Annotated in this window: 5 protein-coding genes; all 5 read left to right on the forward strand. The window is 48.6% G+C overall.

Features of this window, described 5'->3' with window-relative positions:
• Positions 1-206 precede the first annotated feature (206 nt).
• Entirely contained in the window at positions 207-581 is a 375-nt protein-coding gene (locus FKG94_RS28380; RefSeq protein ID WP_142930324.1) for a transposase, read from the forward strand.
• 623 nt (positions 582-1,204) lie between these two features.
• On the forward strand, positions 1,205-1,552 hold the full coding sequence (locus FKG94_RS28385) for a hypothetical protein (RefSeq protein WP_142930325.1): 348 nt from the start codon (positions 1,205-1,207) through the stop codon (positions 1,550-1,552).
• Between the two features lie 232 nt (positions 1,553-1,784).
• Positions 1,785-2,633, forward strand: a complete 849-nt coding sequence (locus FKG94_RS28390; protein ID WP_142930326.1) for a hypothetical protein — start codon at positions 1,785-1,787, stop codon at positions 2,631-2,633.
• 360 nt (positions 2,634-2,993) lie between these two features.
• Positions 2,994-4,004, forward strand: coding sequence for a transposase (locus FKG94_RS28395; protein ID WP_142930327.1), 1,011 nt, complete (start codon positions 2,994-2,996; stop codon positions 4,002-4,004).
• A gap of 38 nt (positions 4,005-4,042) precedes the next feature.
• The coding region (locus tag FKG94_RS28400; protein ID WP_142930328.1) for an RHS repeat domain-containing protein at positions 4,043-5,004 on the forward strand (962 nt) is incomplete at its 3' end.

Here is a 5,004-nt window from a genome sequence, read left to right on the forward strand (position 1 = left end):
GGTTATGCTTCTCTATGGTTGATATTCTTTGCTTTTTCGATCAATAAGATCAGTCAGGTGAAGGGAATATAAGGAGGAATAGGGGACACAGGGGAATAGGGGACACTGATAACTTAATGTGGAGTTCTGAGTTCTGTGTAGCCAGGGGACACTGATAACTTAATAACTTGGCCGAGAAGTAAAAGGACTTTTAGCGGGTAAAGGATATGCCGAGATTAGGCCGGCTGCATTTAGCAGGTGGATATTACCATGTTATAGGACGCGGCTTAGAGCGTCGCTACATCTTTAAACAGGATGTCGATAAAGAAGATTTCCTGGAGCGCTTGGGGCGGGCTTTGGATCAGGTTCGAGCGCAATGCTTAGCCTGGGCTGTGATGTCAAACCACTACCATTTGTTGATTCGGGTGGGTGCCGAGCCTTTAAGTAAATTGATGGCGCCTTTGTTAGGCGGTTATGCGGGCAGTTATAATCGCCGTTATCACAGAAGCGGCTATGTTTTTCAGAACCGCTACCAATCGATTCTCTGTGATGCTGATAATTATTTACTGGAACTGGTGCGGTATATTCACCTTCGAGGATAGGGGACACTGATAACTTAATAACCTGAATCCGTGATTTCGATTGCCTAGGAGTTCTGGGGACAGTTCACTCAATAGAGCAATTTTAGCTGGACCCCCATGATAAGCCCCGGCAAGCGACCTTGCCGAGGCTTTGTTTTACTACTCGGCGGTTAACACCAAACACCCCTTGGAGACCTGGATGTAACCAGGGGACACTGATAACTTAATAACTTGGCCGAGAAGTAAAAGGACTTTTAGCGGGTAAAGGATATGCCGAGATTAAGCCGGCTGCATTTAGCAGGTGGATATTACCATGTTATAGGACGCGGCTTAGAGCGTCGCTACATCTTTAAACAGGATGTCGATAAAGAAGATTTCCTGGAGCGCTTGGGGCGGGCTTTGGATCAGGTTCGTGCGCAATGCTTAGCCTGGAGCAAATAGGGGACAGACCACATTTTTTCGTTTTTCTTTTGTTAAAGCATGCAGATATAGAGTATTTAACGGTATATAAAGGAGAAACTTATGCCAAGGAGGGCAAGAGTCAGTGTAAAAGGGATTCCTCATTATATTAGAAACGTGGTCTGTCCCTTTTTCCTAAAGCAGAAAGCGACGTCGAATGAATCAAATTCCACTGAGGAACGTTTATGACTAATAAAGTATTGCTGGCAGTTTTTATGGGGTTGTTTTCGCTAGTGCCTTTGGCAGACACGGTTGAACAAGGGCCATTTACAGTGTCGAAAATTAGATTGGGGGAGGGTGGTTTGCATGTGGCTTTAGATCCCGCTCCAGCGGGTTGTGGGGGTGGAGCGCAATACAGTATGCATCTAAAATTGGAACCTAATGTCGAGACCTACCATAAGGAAATGATCTCGGGCCTGCTCGCCGCATACACCACGGGAAGTAAATTGTCTCATATATGGTTTAGCAATGGGGGGACTTGTAGCAATAATCACATATTAAACCTGTATATGTTTCAGCTTGTAGCACAATAGTTGAGTATGAACAGGGGACACTGATAGCTTAACAATTTAACCAAAGAATAAAAGGGGCTCTCGGCAGTTAAAGGATATGCCAAGGTTGGGAAGGCTCTATATAGCAGGTGGGTTTTACCCTGTGATCGGACGCAGCTTAGGGCGTCGTCACATCTTGCACAAGGATGTCGATAAAGGATGAGTTGGGTTAAGTTGTTGAGTTATCAGTGTCCCCTAGCCCCTGATACGGGATGTGTTGGTTGCGGTGGCGTGTGGTGGTCAACCGCTGTGTTACGCGGCGATGCAGGCCCGTATCTCGATGAGTGTGGCTTATGCGAATGGTGGTACGATCAAACAGTCGCTGAAGGCGGGTGCGGTTGCGTTTGTGAGTTCATACCATGAGGCTACGCGGATTGGTATACCGAGCAAGTGGGGGGATGTGACTGGTAAGAAGTTGGCGTTTGATGCGACGGTGAAGGTGGTTGGGGGTGATAGTCGCGGGGCGGATGATACGGAGCCGAATCCGAGTTCGTTTGATCGGGCTTTGGGGTGGGTGTTGAAGGCGGCTACGGAGAAGGCGGAGGCGGTTGAAGAGGGTGCACAAAAGGCGCAGCTCTCTCAAAGGGAGAATAATTATACACAAATTTCTATAGGCGTTAACGCCACACTCCAAGCAGGTATTCCTCAACTTGCCTTGTTAGGTGGCGGTGGAGGTGGTGGTACTTCCATTGGTCTTTCAATACCCGATAATCTTTTAGACTTTGGCAAGTATCAAGCTTTTATACAATTTCAAGCCAACGGATTTGCTGGAGCAGGCATCTTTGCTGGCGTTGGAGTCACAGGCAGTATATCAAGGTCGGAAATACCCATTTCTGGCGGCACATCTACAGGTATTATTACTGAAGGGAACGCTGGATGGGGCTTGGCTGGTGGAGTAAGTTTTACTGCTGATGGTAGTGTGATAAATGCTGGTGATTGGATGAATCCTGTACATAGTTTTAGTGGTACATTGACACCGAAAGCCGGAATTGGATTTGGTGCTGCTGCTGGTGTTGGGCAGTATACATCGACTATTTTTGCCACTCCTATATACGGGAAGTAACTGGTCATGTGGATAACGGAACGACTAAAATCAAATGTATACTATTACCGTGCGATGAAAATATCAGTTTTTTCTATTGTCAGTGGGCTGTTTTTTTTTCTCTTAATTTGGATTGGTATATGGTTGCAAGAAGAGTGGATTAGAAATGGAGGAATGATCTTGTTTGCTGTGGCGATGGTGACGGCTTTCGTTTGTTATCTCTTCATGTTAGGGTTTTTGCTGTTTTTCTTGATTAAGAAGGTAAAGAAATGACCCTTACGGGAGTTCCGAGGGCAAAGGGACTGGGGGACTGTAACCAGGGGACACTGATAACTTAATAACTTGGCCGAGAAGTAAAAGGACTTTTAGCGGGTAAAGGATATGCCGAGATTAGGAAGGCTGCATATAGTGGGTGGATGTTATCATGTGATCGGACGCGGTTTAGAGCGTCGTTACATCTTTAAACAGGATGTCGATAAAGAAGATTTCCTGGAGCGCTTGGGGCGGGCTTTGGATCAGGTTCGAGCGCAATGCTTAGCCTGGGCTGTGATGTCAAACCACTACCATTTGTTGATTCGGGTGGGTGCCGAGCCTTTAAGTAAATTGATGGCGCCTTTGTTAGGCGGTTATGCGGGCAGTTATAATCGCCGTTATCACAGAAGCGGCTATGTTTTTCAGAACCGCTACCAATCGATTCTCTGTGATGCTGACAATTATTTACTGGAACTGGTGCGGTATATTCACCTTAATCCATTAAAGGCTAAGATCGTCGAGTCGCTATCGGCTCTTGATCACTACCGATGGACGGGACATTCAGGAATGCTGGGCAGGCATCGGCAGCCCTGGCAGGAAGTTAATGCGTTGTTGGGCCTGTTTGGCGAACGATTGAGCACAGCCAGACGTCGATATCACCAGTTTATGGAGGAAGGGCTGCAAGCTGGCGGCACACCGGATTTATCAGGTGGTGGGCTTATCCGCAGTTACGGGGGATGGGAGTTGGCGACTTCTGCTCGAAAAGAGCACACGTTGCGCATAGGGGACGAGCGTATATTGGGTGATCGCGACTTTGTGGAACGAGCCTTGCGGGAGGATGAAATACACCTTGAAAAAAGCGTAGTGAGAAAGCGTCAGTGCATCGACCTGGAAACACTGATAAGTTGGGTGTGCAAGTATGTCGAGGTAGAGTCGGAGCAGTTGATGCAAAAAGGACGTTCAAATGCATTGTCTCTGGCGAAAGCCCTAATATGCTTTTGGGGTGTTCGAGAGTTGAGGTTAACAACCCGACAACTTGGCGACAGGCTTGGTGTAAGCCCGGCCGCGGTGTCAAAGTCCTCAAAAAGAGGTAGGGACTATTGTTTAAAGCATAATATCGACATAAAGGATATCGAATAATATAGCTGTATGAGTTGGGTTAAGTTGTTAAGTTATCAGTGTCCCCTAGAGCCATCACCGACGAGTCCGGCCTGATCGCCGAGGAGTTCAGCTTTGATCCCTGGGGTAAACGGCGGGCGCCGAGCCTGGGGCTTTTGGAGAATCTGTTGGGGAGCTGGGAGACACTGACGACGGCCCAGCGACGCAACCAGACGATCGATGCGGTACTGCTGGGTTCGGCGGTGACCAACAGAGGCTTTACCGGCCATGAACAGATGGACCCGGTGGCTTTGATCCATATGAACGGGCGGGTCTATGATGCGGAGATTGGACGATTCCTGAGTGCCGATCCGTTTGTGCGAGATATCACCAATCTGCAGGCGTTGAATCGATACAGTTATGTAGAAAATAACCCGTTGAGCTATACTGATCCGTCCGGGTATTTCCTGAAGAAACTGTTCAAAAAAATCGCCAGCGTTGTGCGAGACGTCGTACGGGAGTGGCGGAGATTTCTAAAAAGGGTGGTGCGGGCCCAGGGGCGGTTGTTTGGGCGGATACCGGGCCCGATACGGGATGTGTTGGTTGCGGTGGCGTGTGGTGGTCAACCGCTGTGTTACGCGGCGATGCAGGCCCGTATCTCGATGAGTGTGGCTTATGCGAATGGTGGTACGATCAAACAGTCGCTTAAGGCGGGTGCGGTTGCGTTTGTGAGTTCATACCATGAGGCTACGCGGATTGGTATACCGAGCAAGTGGGGAGATGTGGCCGGTAAGAAGTTGGCGTTTGATGCGACGGTGAAGGCGGTTGGGGGTGATAGTCGCGGGGCGGATGATACGGAGCCGAATCCGAGTTCGTTTGATCGGGTTTTGGGGTGGGTGTTGAAGGCGGCTACGGAGAAGGCGGAGGCGGTTGAAGAGGGTGCACAAAAGGGGCAAGCTGCTCTTGATCTAATTAGTAAGCACAAAAATACAATCATAAGTGCTGCTCGTGCTAGGGGAGTAAATCCACAGCATGTGGCTAG

Source organism: Exilibacterium tricleocarpae (genome assembly GCF_007004655.1).
Taxonomy (GTDB): domain Bacteria; phylum Pseudomonadota; class Gammaproteobacteria; order Pseudomonadales; family Cellvibrionaceae; genus Exilibacterium; species Exilibacterium tricleocarpae.